Below are 17,086 nucleotides of genomic sequence, written 5' to 3' on the forward strand. Positions count from 1 at the left end.
CGCCCTTTCACTTGTGCGCCAATGCCGCTAACCATGTCCCGCACGCAACTAAAGCCGCGCGCATCGCGGCGCAATCGCGAAGTGCTGCGGGGGCTGGGGACGGCGGATGGATCTGTTCGAGGATGACGACCCGACACCGGGCGAGACCAGGGGCGGCAACGCCCCGGCGCTGAGCGTGTCCGAAATTTCCGGCGCGGTGAAGCGCGTGATCGAGGGCGAATTCGGCCGCATCCGCGTCCGCGGCGAGATCGGTCGCGTGGCGCTGCCCCGCTCGGGCCATGTCTATTTCGACCTCAAGGACGACCGCGCCGTGCTGGCCGCGATCTGCTGGAAGACGCAGGCCGCCCGGCTGAGCCAGGCGCCGGAAGAGGGGCTGGAGGTCATCGCCACCGGGCGGCTGACCACCTTTCCCGGCCAGTCGAAATATCAGCTGATCGTCGAGGAGTTGGAACCCGCCGGCGAAGGCGCGCTGATGGCGATGCTGGAAAAGCGCCGCCGCGCGCTGGCCGAGGAAGGGCTGTTCGACGCCGCGCGCAAGCGGCCCCTGCCCTTTCTGCCGCGCGTGATCGGCGTCGTCACCTCGCCCTCGGGCGCGGTGATCCGCGACATCCTGCATCGGCTGCGCGACCGTTTCCCGTCGCATGTGCTGATCTGGCCGGTCGCGGTGCAGGGCAAGGCCTGCGCGCCCGAGGTCGCGGCGGGCATTCGTGGCTTCAACGCCCTGCCCGCAGATGGACCGATCCCGCGCCCCGATCTGCTGATCGTCGCCCGCGGTGGCGGCAGTCTTGAGGATCTGTGGGGCTTCAACGAGGAAATCGTCGTGCGCGCGGCGGCCGAGAGCAGGATCCCGCTGATCTCGGCCGTGGGGCACGAGACAGACACCACGCTGATCGATTTTGCCGCCGACCGGCGCGCGCCCACGCCCACCGCCGCCGCCGAAATGGCGGTGCCGGTGCGGCGCGATCTGGCGACGGGGCTGCAACAGGCCGGGCTGCGGATGAACCAGGCGATGGGCCAGCGGCAGGACCGGCTGGCGCAGCGTCTGGTCGATCTGTCCCGCGCCCTTGGCCGCCCGCAGACGCTGACCGAGGCGGCGCGGCAGCGGCTCGATTTTCGCGGCAACGCGCTGGAACCGGCGCTGCGGAACCTCGTCTTGCGGCGGCGCGACCAGCTGGGCGGGCTGCGCCTGACGCCGGTGATGCTGCGCCGGCAGACGGATGCGGCGCGCGCCGCGCTTGGCAACCTGACCCGGCATCTGCGCGGCGCGGGTGCGCTTGCCGATAGCCGCCGCCGCGACCGGCTGACGGCGCTGGCCGAGCGGCTGGAAAACGGCCGCGCGCGGGTGCTGGCCGACAAGCGCCGCGAGACGGCGCAGGCCCGCGCGCAGTTGGCGCCGCTTGGCGCGCGGCTGGCGGATGCGTTCGGCCGCGACCTGACGCGGCGTCGCGAGGCGCTGTTGCGGCTGGACCGGATGCGGGTGTCGCTTGGCTATCCGCAGACGCTGGCGCGGGGCTTCGCGGTCATCCGCGACGCCAAGGGCGCGGTGCTGACCTCGGCCACCGTTGCGGCAGAAAGCCCGCGCCTGCTAATCGAGATGTCGGATGGCAGCCTGACCGCGCGGCCGGATACCGAGCCTCAGGGCTCGCTGTTCTGATCCGGGGGCGGCGGCTTCGGCCGGTCGTCCCATTCGTCCGACAGGATGCGTTCCGCGTCGCCCTTGGGGTCGTCATATTGCCGCGTCCGCAGCGACCACAGGAAGGCCGCGAGCCCGCCCGCACCCAGCAGGATCGAAACCGGAATCAGGATGACCAGAATCTCCATCAGCGCAGCCGCAATGCGTTCAGCGTGACGGTGATCGAGCTTGCCGACATCGCCAGCGCCGCCAGCAGCGGGGTGGCCAGCCCGGCCATCGCGACCGGGACCGCGATGACGTTATAGCCGAACGAGATCGCGAAGTTCTCTTTGATCCGCCGCCGCGCCTTGACGGCCAGTGCCACCGCCTCGGCCACCGGCTGCAGATCCTGCCCCATCAGCACCATGTCCGAGGCCGCGCGCGCCGCATCGAGCGCCGAGGCCGGCGAGATCGAGACATGCGCCCGGGCCAGCGCCGCCGTGTCGTTCAACCCGTCCCCCACCATCAGCACATGCGCGCCAGCCTGAGCCAGCGCGGCAATCTCGGCCTCTTTCTCGGCCGGGGTGACGCCGGCGCGAAACTCGTCGATGCCGAGCGCCTTTGCTGCCGAGGCAACCGCCGCCGCCGTGTCACCCGACAGCATCATCACCCGGCGCCCCTGATGCTGCAGGGCCGTGACACATTCCGCCGCGCCGGGCCGCAGCGCGTCGACAAAACGCAGCAGCACGGGCGCGTGACCTTCGACCGACAGCAGGCTGACCGGCCCATCGGCATCGACCGGCTCTTGCGCCGCGTCTCCAGCCCAGTCGGCGCGGCCTAGACGGACCCGCAGCCCCTGCCAGCGCCCTTCGACGCCAAAGCCCGGCACCTCGGCTGCCTGATCCAGCGGCGCGATCGGCACGCCCGCCCCCTTCAGCGCCCCGGCCAGCGCGCGCGACAGCGGATGGCCCGAGGCGTCGGCGATGGCATGGGCCACCGGGCGCAGCGTGTCCGGCAGATCGGCCAGACGGACCAGTTCCGGCTGACCCATGGTCAGCGTGCCGGTCTTGTCGAAGACGACGCAATCGACCTCGGCCAGACGTTCAAGCGCGGTGCCGTCCTTGATCAGCAACCCGCGCCGGAACAGCCGCCCCGAGGCCGCTGTCACGACCGCCGGCACCGCCAGCCCAAGCGCGCAGGGGCAGGTGATGATCAGCACCGCCGCGGCCACGTTCAGCGCCACCCGCCAATCGCCGCTGAGATACATCCACAGCCCATAGCTGAACAGCGCCAGCAGATGCACGACCGGCGAATAGCCGCGCGAGGCCCGCTCGGCGAGCGAGGCGTATTTGCCTCGCGTCGCCTCGGCCATGGCCACCAGATGCGTCAACCGGCCCAGCGAACTGTCCTGCCCCGCCGCCGTCACCCGCAGATCGAGCGGGCCGGTCAGGTTCACCTCGCCCGCCGACAGCATCATGCCAGGGGCCGCCTGCACCGGCAGGCTTTCCCCGGTCAGCAGCGAGCGGTCGATCTCGGACATGCCGGTGACCACCTCGCCATCGGCGGCCACGCGGGCGCCGGGACGGATGCGGATCATGTCGCCGGGGCGCAGATCGGCCAGCGGCACGACCTGCTCGGCCCCGTCGCGCAGCAGCACCGCGCGCGGCACCTCGAGCGCGGTCAGCTCGGCCGCCGCCGAACGCGCGACGGCGCGCGTGCGATAGTCGAGGTAACGCCCGATCAGCAGAAAGAAGCACAGCATCACGGCGGCGTCGAAATAGGCGTGATGCCCGGAATGCAGCGTCTCGAAGAGCGAGATCGAGGTAGCCAGGATCAGCGCCAGCGAGATCGGCACATCCATCCCCAGCCGCCCGCCCTTGAGGCTGGCCCAGGCGCTGCTGAAGAAGGGCTGACCGGCAAAGATCACCGTCGGAAAGGCGATGACGGCGGAAATCCAGTGGAACATGTCGCGCGTAGCGCCGCTGGCCCCCGACCAGACCGCGACCGACAGGATCATGATGTTCATCATGGCAAAGCCCGAAACGCCGATGCGCATCAGGATGTCGCGCCCCTGCCGGTCGGCGGCGGTGGGACCAAGGGCCGAGGCATCAAGCTCATGCGCCTCGTAACCGATGCCCTCCAGCACCGGAATGAAATCGGTGGCCTCGCGGCCCGGCGCGTCGATCATCACCCGGCGCAGGGTCAGGTTGACCCGCGCCGCGCGCACGCCCGGCTGCGCCAGCAGCGCGCGTTCGACATCGGTGATGCAGGCGGCGCAATGGGCGGTGGGCAGCGACAGCACCAGATCGCCCCGCGCGGCGGCGGAATCGGCGATCCGCGCCGCCAGCGGCGCCGCGTCGCAGGCCGGGCAGGCGCTCAGCCGAGAGGCATATTCGCGGTCGGCACCCAGATCCGTCATCTCAGCCCCTGACCATCGCGCCGGGGAAGTTGGCGAGGCGCTGGCGGAACACCGTGCCGTCCGGGGCATCGGCTTCCAGATGAACGACCCAGGCCCCCGGCGCCAGCGTCAGATCGCTAAGCCACAGCCCGCCGTGATAGCGCATCTCGGGCGTCACATCGTCGCGTTTCTGCGTCGGGCGGCCGACCACGACCCGCAACCCGCTGACCCGCGCCGGCAGCCCGGCGCTGTCGGTGATCTTGAGGCTGAGCGTGCGCCCGTCATAGCTGGGGCTCGCTGTCCACCCAAGCGCCTGCTGCGCCGCCCGCTCGCGGTCGAAATTTTGCGAGGCGACATAGCTGTTGCCGGTCTCCAGCCCCGGAAAGCTGCGGACCGCCGTCACCGCCATGACGATATTCACCAGAATGATGACCCCGAACAGCGACGCAAAGACCATCAGCATCCGCCGCGGCCCCAGGGTCCGGCCGCCGGTGAACAGCAGGAAGGGCGCAAAGAACACCGCGGCCACGCCCAGGATCATCAGGAAGCTGGCGGTGGACATGCCGGCAAAGGTGGACCCAGTCATCTCAGTTCTTTCCGTGGAATACCGTTTCAATGCTGGCCTGCTGGCCGGCGGGGTCGCTGACCAGCAGCGTCAGGGGCGTCCGGCTCTGCTCGGTCAGGGGCGAGTCCGGCGCGGCGGTCAGATAGACGCGCAGGGTCGCGGTCTCATCCGCCGGCACCTCGACGATGGGATCTTCGACCCCTTCGACGCGCAGGTCAAGCTGCGGCAGCCGTTCCCCATCCGGCCCCGCGACGTCCAGCGAAAATGCCAGCGCCTCGTGCTGCTTGTTGCGCAGGCGCAGCTCGTAAGTGTTGCGGATCGCGCCGTCGGAGAGCGTCACGAACAGCGGGTTACGGATCGGCGAGACGTTCAGATCGAAGGGCGAGCGCATCAGCAGCGCCACGATCAGCGCCACCCCGATCGCCGACCACAGGGTGAAATACATCAGCGTGCGCGGGCGCAGGACGTGGCGCAGCAGCGAATTGCCCTCGTTCCCGATCCGCTCGGCGGTTTCATCCTTGAGCGCCATATAGTCGATCAACCCGCGCGGCTTGCCGATCCGGTCCATGATCTCGTCACAGGCGTCGATGCACAGCGCGCAGGTGATGCATTCCAGCTGCTGACCGTCGCGGATGTCGATGCCCATGGGGCAGACGTTGACGCAGGCGAAGCAGTCGATGCAGTCGCCCTTGTCGCCGGGCGGCACGTCGGATTTCGTGGCCTCGCCCTTGCGGATCTTGCCGCGCGGCTCGCCCCGCCACTCGCGATAGGCGACGGTCAGCGTATCCTCGTCCATCATGGCGCCCTGAATCCGAGGCCAGGGGCAGGCATAGATGCAGATCTGTTCGCGCGCGAAGCCGCCGAACAGGAAGGTGGTCGCGGTCATGATGGCGATGGTCATATAGGCGACGTAATGCGCCTGCCCGGTCACCAGATCGCGCAGCAGCGCCGGGGCGTCGGTGAAATAGAACACCCAGGCGCCGCCGGTCAGGACCGAGATCACCAGCCAGATCAGCCATTTCGTCGCCCGCAGCCTGATCTTGCGCGCGCTCCACTCGGATCGCCACAGCCGGATCTGGTTGTTGCGGTCGCCCTCGATCCAGCGTTCGACATGGACGAACAGATCGGTCCAGACCGTCTGCGGACAGGTATAGCCGCACCAGACCCGCCCAAGCGCCGAGGTGAACAGGAACAGCCCCAGCCCGGCCATGACCAGCAGCCCGGCCACGAAATAGAACTCATGCGGCCAGATCTCGATCCAGAAGAAGAAGAAGCGACGGTTCGCCAGATCGACCAGCACCGCCTGATCGGGCATCCCCTCGCCGCGATTCCAGCGCAGCCACGGGGTGATGTAATAGATCGCCAGCGTCGCCGCCATGATCGCCCATTTCAGGCGACGGAAATTGCCATGCACGGCGCGCGGGAAAATCGGCTCGCGCGCGGCATAGAGGGTCGGAGGACCGCTTTCCTGGCTGGACATGAACTGGCTCCTGTTGCTTGTTCGTCAACCGCGCGCCGCCCAAGAGGGCTTGACGGGCGCGGCCTGCGGGTAAACATATATCCACGATCCGGGTATTATCGAAGTGGCGAGAATGTCGCAGCCTGCCCTGATGCCATGGCCCCGGTGTCGTGGCGTTCGCGGGTCAGGCGACGGGCCGGCCGGTCCCTGACGGGGCCACGGCCAGACGCCTTCCCGGAACGATGTCGGGGCGGGCTTTACCCCGCCCCGGTCGGAAGCCGGCCCCTCAGGAAACGCGCGAACAGGACGAGGGGCCGGCGCCATCCCGGCGGCGTGTCGCCGCCGGAATCTGCAACTTATTCACCACCGCCAAGGCTGTGGACGTAATGCGTGACGGCGCGGATGTCGGCTTCGGACAGGCGCGTCGACCAGTTCGGCATCACGCCGAAGCGGGCGTAATAGACCGAATCGTGGATGGTCTGCCGGTCGCCGCCATACAGCCAGACCGCATCGGTCAGGTTCGGCGCGCCCTGCATCTGGTCGCCGGTGCCGTCCTCGCCATGGCAGGCGACGCAGTTGTCGGCAAAGACCTCTTCCCCTAACGCGGCCTTGGCGGCGACGTGATCCTGCCCGGACAGGGCCAGCACATATTCGACCACCTGATCGATCTGCTGCCTGTCCAGTAGCTCGTCGGCGCCGAAACGCGGCATCTCGGAATAGCGGGCGTCGGGGTCGTCGGTGTTGCGGATGCCGTGGGTGACGGTCAGGTGGATATCCTCCATCGTGCCGCCCCAGAGCCATTCATTGTCGAGCAGGTTCGGATAGCCCTTGCTGCCCGCCGCGCCCGAGCCGTGGCACTGCGCGCACCAGGTGGCGAAGACCGCCCGCCCGGCATTGCCGGCGTAGTTGGCAAGCTCGGGGTCCTGCGCGATCTCGTTCAGATCGGCCATGACCAACCGGCCCTGGATATCGGCATTGGCGGCGTCATAGCGCTCGATCTCTTGCGCCAGTTCCAGACGATAATTCGTGCCCAGCAGCCCCTGCGTGGCCGAGTTGATCAGCGGCCAGGCCGGATAGAAGAAGGTATAGGCGATGGCCCAGACGATGGTCAGATAGAATGTCCACAGCCACCAGCGGGGCATGGGGTTGTCGTATTCCGTGATCCCGTCCCATTCATGCCCGGTCGAAGAGACCTCGTCGACCATCCGGCTGGCGCGCTGGCGCCCGGTGCGGGGGCCGACGCGCATGGGCTCGTGCAGGTTCTTGCCCTCGGGCTCGCCCGACGGATGTTCCAGGATCTGCTTCTTGGCCTCGTCATCGGCGGCCATGCGTTCCAGCTTGATCCGGTTGTCCGGGTTTTCGGGGCTGTCGTGATCGTCCTTGTCAGCCATCACCGGGCTCCTCGTCGTTCTGGGGCGGCGCGGGGCGCCGATCATGTCTGAAGATGCTTTTCGCCGCGTCGTCATGCAGGCGTCTCGATCCGGGGCGGAAGACCCAGATGATCACGCCGACAAAGATCGCCACCAGGGCCAGCAGGGCCCAGCTGTCGGCGAATTGGCGCAGCAGGCTGTAAAGATCCATGCTGCCCCCTTACCGCGTCGGGTCCGGTTCGAAGGTGGTGAAGTCGACCATCGTCCCCAGCACCTGAAGATAGGCGATCAGCGCGTCCATTTCCGAGACGCCGGGCTGGCGGTCGAAGTTGCGCTGCTCGGCGCCGGGATAGCGTTCCTCCATCCCCGAGGCGTCGGCGTCTGGATCGGCCTGGGCGAGGAAGTCCGCCCGCGCCGCCTCGATCATCTCGTCGCTATAGGGCACGCCCACCATGCGGTCGGTCTGCAGCCGGTCGACGATGTATTCGCCCGTGATCATGCGGTTTTCCAGAAACCCGTAGGCCGGCATGATCGATTCCGGCACGACCGAGCGCGGATCGCGCAGGTGGTCCACATGCCATTCGTCCGAATAGCGGCCGCCGACCCGGGCCAGATCCGGCCCGGTGCGCTTGGACCCCCACTGGAACGGATGGTCATACATCGATTCCGCCGCCAGGCTGTAATGGCCGTAACGCTCGACCTCGTCGCGCATCGGGCGGATCATCTGGCTGTGGCAGACATAGCAGCCCTCGCGGACATAGATGTCGCGGCCGGTCAGTTCGAGGGGGGTGTATGGACGCATCCCCTCGACCTCTTCGATGGTGTTGTCCAGATAGAACAGCGGCGCGATCTCGACGATGCCGCCGACGGTGACCACCAGGAACGAGAACACCAGCAGCAGCGTCGCGTTTCGTTCGAGGATCTTGTGCTTTTCAAGAATCTGCATGGTTGGTCCCCTTATTCCGCCGGAACAGCGATGGTCGAGGGCTGGACCCGCGGCTGCCGCGAGACCGTCGCCCAGAGGTTATAGGCCATCACCAGCCCGCCGATCAGATACAGGGCACCGCCCAGGAAGCGCACGACGTTCATGGCGTATTTCGCGGCCACCGTGTCGGCGAAGGCGTTGACCAGGAAGCCCTGGCTGTCGACCTCGCGCCACATCAGCCCTTCCATGATGCCCGACACCCACATCGACGAGGCGTAGAGAACCAGCCCGATCGTCGCCAGCCAGAAGTGCCAGCTGACCAGCGGCAGGCTGTACAGACGCTCGCGGCCCCACAGACGCGGCACCAGATAATAGAGCGCGCCAAAGGTGATCATGCCGTTCCAGCCAAGCGCGCCGGAGTGGACGTGACCGATGGTCCAGTCGGTATAATGCGACAGGCTGTTCACGGCCTTGATCGACATCATCGGCCCTTCAAAGGTGGCCATCCCGTAAAAGCCCACGGCGACGACCATCATGCGGATGATCGGGTCGGTGCGCAGCTTGTCCCAAGCCCCCGACAGGGTCATCAGACCGTTGATCATCCCGCCCCAGCTGGGCATCCACAGCATGATCGAGAAAACCATCCCCAGCGTCGTCGCCCAGTCGGGCAGCGCGGTATAGTGCAGGTGGTGCGGACCGGCCCAGATATACAGGAAGATCAGCGCCCAGAAGTGGATGATCGACAGCTTGTAGCTGTAGACCGGCCGCTCGGCCTGCTTGGGGATGAAGTAATACATCATGCCCAGGAAGCCCGCGGTCAGGAAGAAGCCCACGGCGTTGTGGCCATACCACCACTGGGTCATCGCATCCTGCACGCCCGAGAAGACCTGCACGGATTTCGACCCGAGGAAGCTGACCGGCACCGACATGTTGTTGACGATGTGCAGCATCGCGATGGTCACGATGAAGGACAGATAGAACCAGTTCGCGACATAGATATGCGGCTCGCGGCGCTTCATGATCGTGCCGAGGAACACGATCAGATAGGTCACCCAGACCACGACCAGCCACCAGTCGGCATACCATTCAGGCTCGGCATATTCCTTGGACTGCGTCGCGCCCAGGATATAGCCGCTCGCCGCCAGCAGGATGAACAGCTGATAGCCCCAGAACACGAACCAGGCGGCGTTGCCGCCCCACAGCCGCGCCGCCGAGGTGCGCTGCACCACATAGAACGAGGTCGCGATCAGCGCGTTGCCGCCAAAGGCGAAGATCACCGCCGAGGTGTGCAGGGGACGCACCTTGCCAAAGTTCATATAGCCGCCCAGAGCGTCCGAGAAGTTCAGCTGCGGCCAGGCGAGCTGCGCGGCCGCCGTCAGACCGACGGCAAAGCCCACCACCGCCCAGAAGGTGGTGGCGATCACGCCGGCGCGGATGACGCCGTCGCTATACTCTGCCTCGTTGATGGCGGGCCGGATCTCGTCGGTGCGGCGCAGGTAGAAAATGAAGAAGCTGGCGGCGAAGAGCATCACGATCAGCATGTTGACCGTGAAGGCCAGATCGCGTCCGTAATTCGCCGCGATCGCTGCGATGACCGTGATCACGCCAAGCACGATCAGCTTGATGTAGTCCGACATGGTTAAGTTGTCCCCGTATCCATTTGGGCAAATGCGCCCGAATCACGCGCGGCGGGCGCGTGCCTTGGGTGGCTGCTCCCGATCTCTCTATGCTGTGACGTTGCAGACTAGCCTTGATCTGCATCAAATCCAACACTGCTGCGGCGCAATAGGCTGGGGCGAGAGCGCGGCGTTCTGCCGCACGTGACGGCGAAGGAAAGAATCATGGGTTACAAGACGATATTGACGGTCATCACCAGCGAGGGGCAGCAAAACCAGCTTGCCGCGGCGATCGAGATGGCCCGGCGCGAGGATGCGCATCTGGAAGTCTTCTGCCTTGGCGTCGATCATTCGCAGACCGGATACTATTATGCCGGGGCCTCGGCCTATGTGTTTCAGGAAAACATCGACAAGGCGATGGCTTCGGCCGAATCGCTGGAAACGATGATCCGCAAGCGCCTGCAGGGCGAGACGATCCGCTGGTCGGTCGAAAGCGCGGTGGCGCAGGTCGGCGGGCTGACCACGCTGATCGGGATGCGCGCGCGCTTCGCCGATCTGGTCGTGCTGACCCGTCCCTATAGCGAGACGGCCGCCCCCGACGCCGAGGCGGTGACCGAGGCCGCGCTGTTCGAAGGCGGTGCGCCGGTGCTGATCGTGCCGCGGGGCGAACTGCCCGAAACGCTGGCGCGGCGCGTGCTGATCGCCTGGGACCAGTCGGAAGAGGCGATGACCGCCATCCGCCGCGCCATGCCGATGCTCGCCAAGGCCGAAAGCGTCGAGATCACCGTCATCGACCCCTCGCCGCACAGCCCCGAACGCTCGGACCCCGGCGGGGCGCTGTGCCAGATGCTGACCCGCCATGGCGTGCGCGCAAGCATCGCGGTTCTGGCCCGGACCATGCCGCAGATCAGCGAGATCCTCGCCCAACGCGCCATTGAGATCGGCGCCGATCTGATCGTGATGGGCGCCTATGGCCATTCCCGCTTCCGCGAGGCGATCCTGGGCGGCACCACGCGGACCATGCTGCGCAAGACCAGCATCCCGGTTCTGATGGCCCGCTGAACGCAAAACCCCCGCGAGATCCTCGCGGGGGTTTCTTGACGGCGCATGAGGGGTCAGGCGACCTCGGCAAAGACCTTGTTCAGCGCCCGTTCCAGCTTTTCGAACATCTCGTCCATCTGCGCCTCCGTCAGGATGAAGGGCGGGCACAGCACGATCGACTGACCCAGCGGGCGGCAGATCAGCCCCAGATCGGTGCAGGTATTGGCAATCCGCTCGCTGACCGACAGGCTCGCATCGAAGGGCGTCTTGCTGGCCGGGTCGAGGCAGGCCTCCAGCGCCCACATATAGCCGACGCCGCGCAGCTCGCCGATATTGGACGAGCGCTGCATGATCTGGCGCAGCCCCTCCTCCATCCGCGGCGCGAGGCGGCGGACATTCTCGGCCAGCCCCTCATTCATCACCACGTCGATGGCCTTCAGCGCGATGGCGCAGCCGACTGGATGGCCCGAGGCGGTGAAGCCGTGCGGAAACTCCTCGATCTCCTCGACGGCGGCGCTCAGCCGGTCGGACAGCTCGGGCCCCAGGATCACCGCGCCCATCGGGAAGAAGCCGGCGGTCAGGTTCTTGGACGAGATGATCGCATCCGGCACGAAATCATAGGTCTCGCAGCCCCAGGTGTTGCCGGTCCGGCCAAAGCCGCAGATCACCTCATCCGCGATCAGCGGGATGCCGTGACGCTGAAGGATCGGCTGGATCGCCTGGAAATACCCCTTGCTGGGGGGGATCACCCCGCCCGCGCCCATCACCGGCTCGGCCACGAAGGCCGCGATGGTGTCGGCGCCCTCGCGCGCGATGGTGTCCTCCAGCTCTTTGGCCATGCGGACGGTGAATTCCTGCTCGGTCTCGCCCGGCCGCCCCTCGCGCCAGTAATGCGGGCAGGTCAGGTGGATGAAGCCGTCCAGCGGCAGGCCGAAGACCTCGTTATAGGGCTTGCCGGTCATCGAGGCCGAGGCGATGGTCACCCCGTGATAGGCGTTCACCCGCGTCAGCACCTTGCGCGCCTGCGGTCGGCCCTCGGCCCGGTTTAGGAACCACAGCATTTTCACCATGGTATCATTGGCTTCCGAGCCGGAGTTTGTGTAGAACACCTTGCCGCGCGGGAAGGGCGAGACCTCGACCAGCTTTTCCGACAGCATCACCGTCTGGTCCGACATCCGCCCGAAAAAGGCGTGATAGCCGGGAAAACGCTCATACTGCGCCTTGGCGGCGTCGATCAGACCGCGATGATCGAAGCCCGCGACCATGTTCCACAGGCCCGAATTCGAATCCAGATAGCGCCGGCCATTGGTGTCGAAGACATAGGGCCCCTCGCCATGCGTCAGGACGACGGTCCCGCGCTCATGCACCGATGGCAGGTCGGTGAAGCCATACATCGAATATTCCTGGGCGCGCTGCTCCCAGCTTTGCGGTTGAGCCATGATCGTCTCCTGCAGGGATCTGGAATAAGGCTATCGCCGCCGCCGCGGCGGGGCAATGGGCGGGCCGTGCCGCCATCAAGGGTCGAATCGCGCGGCACCCATCGGGGCCGCGCGACAGGCTCGCGGTCAGAGGTCCGGGTAAAGCGGGAAGCGCGCGCAAAGCTCGGCGACCTCGGCGCGGACCTTGTCCTCGACCTCGGTATTGCCGTCCTCGCCATGGGCGGCCAGCCCGTCCACGACCTCGACGATCCAGCGCGCGATCTGGCGGAACTCGTCCTCTTTGAAGCCGCGCGTGGTCCCGGCAGGCGCCCCCAGACGGATGCCCGAGGTCACGAAGGGCTTTTCCGGATCGAACGGCACGCCGTTCTTGTTGCAGGTGATATGCGCGCGACCCAAAGCCGCCTCGGCGGCCTTGCCGGTCACGCCCTTGGGCCGCAGATCGGCGAGGCACAGGTGGTTGTCGGTCCCGCCCGAGACGATGTCGATGCCGCCCTTCATAAGTTCATCCGCCATGGCGCGGGCGTTGGTCACGACCTGCGCCGCATAATCGCGGAAGCTCGGCTCCAGCGCCTCGCCGAATGCCACTGCCTTGGCCGCGATGACATGCATCAGCGGCCCGCCCTGCAGGCCGGGGAACACGGCGGAATTGATCTTTTTGGCCAGCGATTCGTCATTGGTCAGGATGATCCCGCCGCGCGGCCCGCGCAGGGATTTATGGGTGGTGCTGGTCACGACATGGGCGTGCGGCACGGGGCTGTCATGCTGCCCCCCCGCGACCAGCCCGGCGATATGGGCCATGTCCACCATCAGCCATGCCCCGACCTCGTCCGCGATGGCGCGGAACGCGGCCCAGTCCCAGCCGCGGCTATAGGCGGTGCCGCCGGCGACGATCAGCTTGGGCTTGTGTTCCAGCGCCTTGGCGCGGACGTCGTCGATGTCGATCAGCTGGTCCTGGGCGCGCACGCCATAGGACACCACGTTGAACCACTTGCCCGACATGTTGACCGGGCTGCCATGGGTCAGGTGCCCGCCCGAGTTCAGGTCCAGCCCCATGAAGGTGTCGCCCGGCTGCAGCAGCGCCAGAAACACCGCCTGGTTCATCTGGCTGCCCGAATTCGGCTGCACATTGGCATAGTCGCAGCCGAACAGCTCTTTCGCCCGCTCGATGGCCAGATTCTCGACGATATCGACATATTGGCAGCCGCCATAATAGCGCTTGCCCGGATAGCCCTCGGCGTATTTGTTGGTCAGCACGCTGCCCTGCGCCTCGAGAACGGCGCGGCTGACGATGTTCTCGGATGCGATCAACTCGATCTCATCGCGCTGCCGGCCCAGCTCCTGCTCGATGGCGCGCGCGATGTCGGGATCGCGGGCGGCAAGGCTCTGGGTGAAGAAATCATGGGTCTGGCTTTTCATGCTGTCTCTCCGGAAACGAGGCGGGGTCGGCGACTGTCTAGCCCAGCCCTGTCGCGGACTAAACAGGAAATCAGCGGCTTGACGATAGTTGGCCGCGGCCCGTCCCTCGACAGGGGTTGCCTTCGGCGGACGCAGGCGGGAACTTGGCCGGGATTGGTGGGGATCGGCAGATGATAGAACGACTTCGCTTCGTGGCCAGCGAGACCAAGGTCGCGCAGGCGGCGCTGAAGCGGCTGACGGCGCGTTACGGGCAGGCCACGGAAGACGAGGCCGAGGTGCTGGTCGCGCTTGGCGGCGACGGGCTGATGCTGACCACGCTGCACGGCAATCGCGGGCTGCCGGTCTACGGGATGAACCGCGGCACCATAGGCTTTCTGATGAACGACTATGCCGAAGAGGGGCTGCCCGAGCGCATCGCCGAGGCCGAGTTGACGGTGACCAACCCGCTGTCGATGACTGCGGGCGCCATCGACGGCAGCCGCTATACGGCGCTGGCGATCAATGAAGTCAGCATGTTGCGGATCGGACCTCAGGCAGCGCGGCTGCGGATTTCGGTCGATGGCCGGGTGCGGATGGAGGAATTGGTCTGCGACGGCGCGCTGGTGTGCACCCCTGCGGGATCGACCGCCTATAACTATTCTGCTCATGGGCCGATCCTGCCGATGGGGTCGGATGTGCTGGCCCTGACCGCCATCGCGGCGTTCCGGCCCCGCCGCTGGCGCGGCGCGATCCTGCCCAAGACCGCGACCGTGCGCTTTGACGTGCTGGAGCCCGAAAAGCGGCCGGTCATGGCCGATGCCGATTCGCGCGGCGTCGATTCCGTGCTGTGGGTCGAGATCAAGTCCGAGCCGCAGGTCGCCCACCGCATCCTGTTCGACGCAGGTCACGGGCTGGAGGAACGGCTGACCCGCGAGCAGTTCGTCTGAGGGTGGGAGACGCACGGTCCCCAGCGGAACGGCTGCACGATTAGTAAACAGCCTTAATAGGACCACGGCCGCTGCCCCGTCGCCTGCCTTGTGGTGACGACGCGCAGCCCTGCCTCGCCATCCGTCATCGCCACAGCGCCGGTCCGGCGCAGCCGGTTCAGGTCGAAAAGCTGACACGCACCCCCTGCCCCGGCCTTACTGTTGCTTGCCTTGTCCACCGCCTGATCGGTCACGATGATCGCGCCGTCATGACACAAGCGCGGCACCGCCTCGGCGCTGCCCTTGCCGGTCAGATGCCAGACCTGAACCCCGGCGAACCCCGTCTGCCGGATCTTCACCGGCCCCTCCCACCCCGGCCGGGACGCTGCCTCTTCTTGCGAGACCATGTCGCCGTCCTTTTCCAGCCATTCCCGCACCGTGAAGCTGCCGCCCTTGGGCTTGGACAGCACCCGGCCCTGCGGCGTCATCACGCCCACCGCATCACCCGCCTGCGAGATCAGCATCTGCGGGCGGCTGACATTCAGCCAGGCCGAGAACCCCGCTGCGACCAGCACGATCCCCCCGATGCCGCGCCAGTTCCCGCGCCACCCCGCCCGGCTGCGCCACCCCAGCACTGCCATCGTGGCGCCAATCGCCAGCAGGGGCAGCACCAGCGGGCCGGGCTGGGTGACGAGGCTGACCGACCCCTTCAACCCCGCGATCCACGTCCCGACCGCCAGCATCCAGTTTGTCCCCAGACCCATCAGCCACAGCGCCGGCGCCTCGAGCCCGAAGGGCGCCAGCAGCGCCGCGATCGGCCCCATCGGCATGATCAGGACGCCGGTCGCCGGCACCACAAGCAGATTCGCCAGCACCCCGTAATGGGCCATGCGCCCGAAATGCAGCGCCGCGATGGGCGAGGTCGCAAAGCCCGCCACCACTGACGACGCGATCAGCATCACGACCGGCCGCAGCAGCCAGGGCAGCCGCGCGGACAGGCGGTGCCAGGGGCGGAAGCTGACGATCAGCGCGATGGTGGCGGCAAAGCTCATCTGAAATCCCGGCGTCAGCAGCGCCTCGGGCGCGAGGGCGAGGATCACCGCCGCTGCCAACGCCACCGTCCGCAGCGACAGCGCCCGGCGGTCGGCGAGGATGGCCCCCATCATCACCGCGACCATCAGAAACGCCCGCTCGGTCGCGACCCCGCCGCCCGACAGCCACAGATAGCCCGCCGCCGCGGCAATTCCGCCAATGGCCGCCAGCTTGTGCGCGGCCCAGCTGACGCCGCGCCCGCTGACCGCCTGCCCCGCCACGATCAGCAGCCGCAGCGCCGAAAACACAAAGCCGCCCAGCATCGCCATGTGCAGGCCCGAGATCGAGATGATGTGGTAGAGGTTCGAATCCCGCATCATCTGGTTGGTCTCTTCGCTGATGCCGCTGCGGTCGCCGGTCATCAGGGCCGACGACACCGCCCCCGCCTGCCCGCCGATCCGCTCTTGCATTGCGGCCGAAACGCGCATCCGCAGCCGGTGCAGGCGCATCGCCCCGTCAGTCCCGGGCGGCGCGACGGTCATCACCGGGCTCCGCGTATAGCCGATGGCGCCGAGGCTGGAAAACCACGCCGCGCGCCGGAAATCAAAGCCGCCAGGCTCTGCCGGCCCCGGCGGCGGGCCGAGATGGCCAGTCAGCATGACCCGCGTTCCGGGCGCCGGCGCCTCGGTCACGCCATCGGGCAGCGACAGGCGCAGCTTGCGCGGCAGGCGGTGGTCGGGCACCCGCTCGAGCCGGACCTGATCCAGCGTCAGCCGCATGCGGTCGCGGGCCGAGCGGTCGATGCCGGTCACCCGGCCCTCGATCGCGCCATAATAACGAAACTCCAGCACCGGGGCGGCGACGCGATGGGCGCGCAGGCTGGACAGCCCAAAGCCCACCGCCACCGCCAGCAGCGCAAAGCCGATCAGCCGCGTCGCGCCACCCAGGCGCCAGCCGGCCTGCAGATCCAGCCGCCAATACCAGAGCGCCGCGCCCACAATGCCCACCACAGCGGCCCCGAGATTCGCCCCGAAGCCCGGCTGGAACGGCAGCGCGAACCACAGCCCGATGCCCACCGAAATCCAGACCGGAGCCCAGCAGATCAGCCCGGCGCGTTCTGCCGGCCCGGCCAGATCCTCGCTGCGGGCGCGGCGCGGGGTGGCCGCCGCAGAACGGCGCTGCGACGTCATTGCGAGTTCTGTCGTGGCGTCTGCGAATGCCATTCTTGTGTCTTTGCGGCCCCTTCGCTATCCCTCGGCGCGACCATAGATCGAGACTCGTTCACAAAGGGTTAACGACGGGGTCACG

14 protein-coding genes are annotated in these 17,086 nt (G+C 67.3%); 3 read left to right on the forward strand and 11 right to left on the reverse strand.

Annotation, left to right across the window (positions count from 1 at the left end; genetic code table 11):
* The first annotated feature begins 106 nt into the window (after nt 1-106).
* On the forward strand, nt 107-1,654 hold the full coding sequence (gene xseA, locus CYR75_RS06940) for an exodeoxyribonuclease VII large subunit (protein ID WP_101499389.1): 1,548 nt from the start codon (nt 107-109) through the stop codon (nt 1,652-1,654).
* Here xseA and ccoS read toward each other — a convergent pair.
* The 8 genes from ccoS to ccoN all read right to left on the reverse strand — a co-directional run bounded on the left by ccoS (nt 1,636) and on the right by ccoN (nt 9,966).
* The gene (ccoS, locus tag CYR75_RS06945; protein ID WP_101499390.1) at nt 1,636-1,821 is read right to left on the reverse strand and encodes a cbb3-type cytochrome oxidase assembly protein CcoS; all 186 of its coding nucleotides are present in this window, start codon (nt 1,819-1,821) and stop codon (nt 1,636-1,638) included. The two genes, xseA and ccoS, sit on opposite strands and share 19 nt — an antisense overlap.
* A complete protein-coding gene (locus tag CYR75_RS06950) occupies nt 1,821-4,031 on the reverse strand; it encodes a heavy metal translocating P-type ATPase (RefSeq protein WP_101499391.1) in 2,211 nt (736 codons plus the stop codon). Before CYR75_RS06950 ends, ccoS begins: the two co-directional genes overlap by 1 nt.
* Nucleotide 4,032: 1 nt before the next feature.
* A complete protein-coding gene (locus tag CYR75_RS06955) occupies nt 4,033-4,596 on the reverse strand; it encodes a FixH family protein (protein ID WP_225972883.1) in 564 nt (187 codons plus the stop codon).
* 1 nt (nt 4,597) lies between these two features.
* Nucleotides 4,598-6,055 (reverse strand): cytochrome c oxidase accessory protein CcoG, encoded by a 1,458-nt coding sequence (ccoG, locus tag CYR75_RS06960; RefSeq protein WP_101499392.1) that lies wholly within the window; start codon nt 6,053-6,055, stop codon nt 4,598-4,600.
* A 335-nt stretch (nt 6,056-6,390) separates the two neighbouring features.
* Nucleotides 6,391-7,239: a cytochrome-c oxidase, cbb3-type subunit III gene (ccoP, locus tag CYR75_RS06965; RefSeq protein WP_225972918.1), complete on the reverse strand. Its 849-nt coding sequence runs from the start codon at nt 7,237-7,239 to the stop codon at nt 6,391-6,393.
* 178 nt (nt 7,240-7,417) lie between these two features.
* Entirely contained in the window at nt 7,418-7,615 is a 198-nt protein-coding gene (locus CYR75_RS06970) for a cbb3-type cytochrome c oxidase subunit 3 (RefSeq protein ID WP_101499394.1), read from the reverse strand.
* A 9-nt stretch (nt 7,616-7,624) separates the two neighbouring features.
* The gene (gene ccoO / locus CYR75_RS06975) at nt 7,625-8,350 is read right to left on the reverse strand and encodes a cytochrome-c oxidase, cbb3-type subunit II (RefSeq protein ID WP_101499395.1); all 726 of its coding nucleotides are present in this window, start codon (nt 8,348-8,350) and stop codon (nt 7,625-7,627) included.
* A gap of 11 nt (nt 8,351-8,361) precedes the next feature.
* Nucleotides 8,362-9,966, reverse strand: coding sequence for a cytochrome-c oxidase, cbb3-type subunit I (ccoN, locus tag CYR75_RS06980; protein WP_101499396.1), 1,605 nt, complete (start codon nt 9,964-9,966; stop codon nt 8,362-8,364).
* Nucleotides 9,967-10,170: 204 nt separating this feature from the next.
* Between ccoN and CYR75_RS06985 the strand changes: the two genes are divergently transcribed.
* Nucleotides 10,171-11,007, forward strand: a complete 837-nt coding sequence (locus tag CYR75_RS06985) for a universal stress protein (protein ID WP_101499397.1) — start codon at nt 10,171-10,173, stop codon at nt 11,005-11,007.
* A gap of 53 nt (nt 11,008-11,060) precedes the next feature.
* On the opposite strand, the gene CYR75_RS06990 is transcribed toward CYR75_RS06985, so the two are convergent.
* Nucleotides 11,061-12,425 carry an aminotransferase gene (locus tag CYR75_RS06990; RefSeq protein ID WP_101499398.1) on the reverse strand — a complete coding sequence of 455 codons (1,365 nt, stop codon included), beginning with the start codon at nt 12,423-12,425 and terminating at the stop codon, nt 11,061-11,063.
* 126 nt (nt 12,426-12,551) lie between these two features.
* Nucleotides 12,552-13,841, reverse strand: coding sequence for a serine hydroxymethyltransferase (gene glyA, locus CYR75_RS06995; protein WP_101499399.1), 1,290 nt, complete (start codon nt 13,839-13,841; stop codon nt 12,552-12,554).
* 170 nt (nt 13,842-14,011) lie between these two features.
* Here glyA and CYR75_RS07000 point away from each other — a divergent pair, with 170 nt between their 5' ends.
* Complete coding sequence (locus CYR75_RS07000; protein ID WP_101499400.1) at nt 14,012-14,767, forward strand: NAD kinase; 756 nt, start codon at nt 14,012-14,014, stop codon at nt 14,765-14,767.
* Nucleotides 14,768-14,820: 53 nt separating this feature from the next.
* On the opposite strand, the gene CYR75_RS07005 is transcribed toward CYR75_RS07000, so the two are convergent.
* The gene (locus CYR75_RS07005) at nt 14,821-17,001 is read right to left on the reverse strand and encodes a ComEC/Rec2 family competence protein (RefSeq protein WP_225972884.1); all 2,181 of its coding nucleotides are present in this window, start codon (nt 16,999-17,001) and stop codon (nt 14,821-14,823) included.
* Nucleotides 17,002-17,086 lie beyond the last annotated feature (85 nt).

The sequence above is a fragment of the Paracoccus jeotgali genome (genome assembly GCF_002865605.1).
Classification (GTDB): Bacteria; Pseudomonadota; Alphaproteobacteria; order Rhodobacterales; family Rhodobacteraceae; genus Paracoccus; species Paracoccus jeotgali.

Bases quoted from the DNA above. Each gene is read 5' to 3' on its own strand.
- xseA (WP_101499389.1), top strand. From the start codon at position 107: ATGGATCTGTTCGAGGATGACGACCCGACACCGGGCGAGACCAGGGGC.
- ccoS (WP_101499390.1), bottom strand. From the start codon at position 1,821: ATGGAGATTCTGGTCATCCTGATTCCGGTTTCGATCCTGCTGGGTGCG.
- CYR75_RS06950 (WP_101499391.1), bottom strand. From the start codon at position 4,031: ATGACGGATCTGGGTGCCGACCGCGAATATGCCTCTCGGCTGAGCGCC.
- CYR75_RS06955 (WP_225972883.1), bottom strand. From the start codon at position 4,596: ATGACTGGGTCCACCTTTGCCGGCATGTCCACCGCCAGCTTCCTGATG.
- ccoG (WP_101499392.1), bottom strand. From the start codon at position 6,055: ATGTCCAGCCAGGAAAGCGGTCCTCCGACCCTCTATGCCGCGCGCGAG.
- ccoP (WP_225972918.1), bottom strand. From the start codon at position 7,239: ATGGTCGACGAGGTCTCTTCGACCGGGCATGAATGGGACGGGATCACG.
- CYR75_RS06970 (WP_101499394.1), bottom strand. From the start codon at position 7,615: ATGGATCTTTACAGCCTGCTGCGCCAATTCGCCGACAGCTGGGCCCTG.
- ccoO (WP_101499395.1), bottom strand. From the start codon at position 8,350: ATGCAGATTCTTGAAAAGCACAAGATCCTCGAACGAAACGCGACGCTG.
- ccoN (WP_101499396.1), bottom strand. From the start codon at position 9,966: ATGTCGGACTACATCAAGCTGATCGTGCTTGGCGTGATCACGGTCATC.
- CYR75_RS06985 (WP_101499397.1), top strand. From the start codon at position 10,171: ATGGGTTACAAGACGATATTGACGGTCATCACCAGCGAGGGGCAGCAA.
- CYR75_RS06990 (WP_101499398.1), bottom strand. From the start codon at position 12,425: ATGGCTCAACCGCAAAGCTGGGAGCAGCGCGCCCAGGAATATTCGATG.
- glyA (WP_101499399.1), bottom strand. From the start codon at position 13,841: ATGAAAAGCCAGACCCATGATTTCTTCACCCAGAGCCTTGCCGCCCGC.
- CYR75_RS07000 (WP_101499400.1), top strand. From the start codon at position 14,012: ATGATAGAACGACTTCGCTTCGTGGCCAGCGAGACCAAGGTCGCGCAG.
- CYR75_RS07005 (WP_225972884.1), bottom strand. From the start codon at position 17,001: ATGGCATTCGCAGACGCCACGACAGAACTCGCAATGACGTCGCAGCGC.